Consider the following 209-nt stretch of genomic DNA (forward strand, 5'->3'; position numbering starts at 1 on the left):
TTCGGCTTCGTCATGGTCACAGTCTGTTCTCCTTCGAACGGCGACCCACCCGCTTACACAGACCATCTGACACCCCCGTTCACCGACCCGGTCACCGGCACCGTGGTCGCCGTCGACTCCCGCCGGCAGACCGTCGCGCAGAAGCTGTGGCTGCAGGCCAGGGACGGCTGGTGCCGCTGCCCCGGCTGCCCGAACCCCGCCCGCCGCGC

1 pseudogene is annotated in these 209 nt (G+C 70.3%); it reads left to right on the forward strand.

Going from position 1 to position 209, the window contains the following annotated elements:
- A pseudogene (locus ACLQ21_RS15770) lies at nt 1-209 on the forward strand (hypothetical protein); the annotation flags it as partial.

Origin of the sequence: Agrococcus sp. DT81.2, from assembly GCF_049844935.1 — a bacterium.
Lineage (GTDB): Bacteria > Actinomycetota > Actinomycetes > Actinomycetales > Microbacteriaceae > Agrococcus.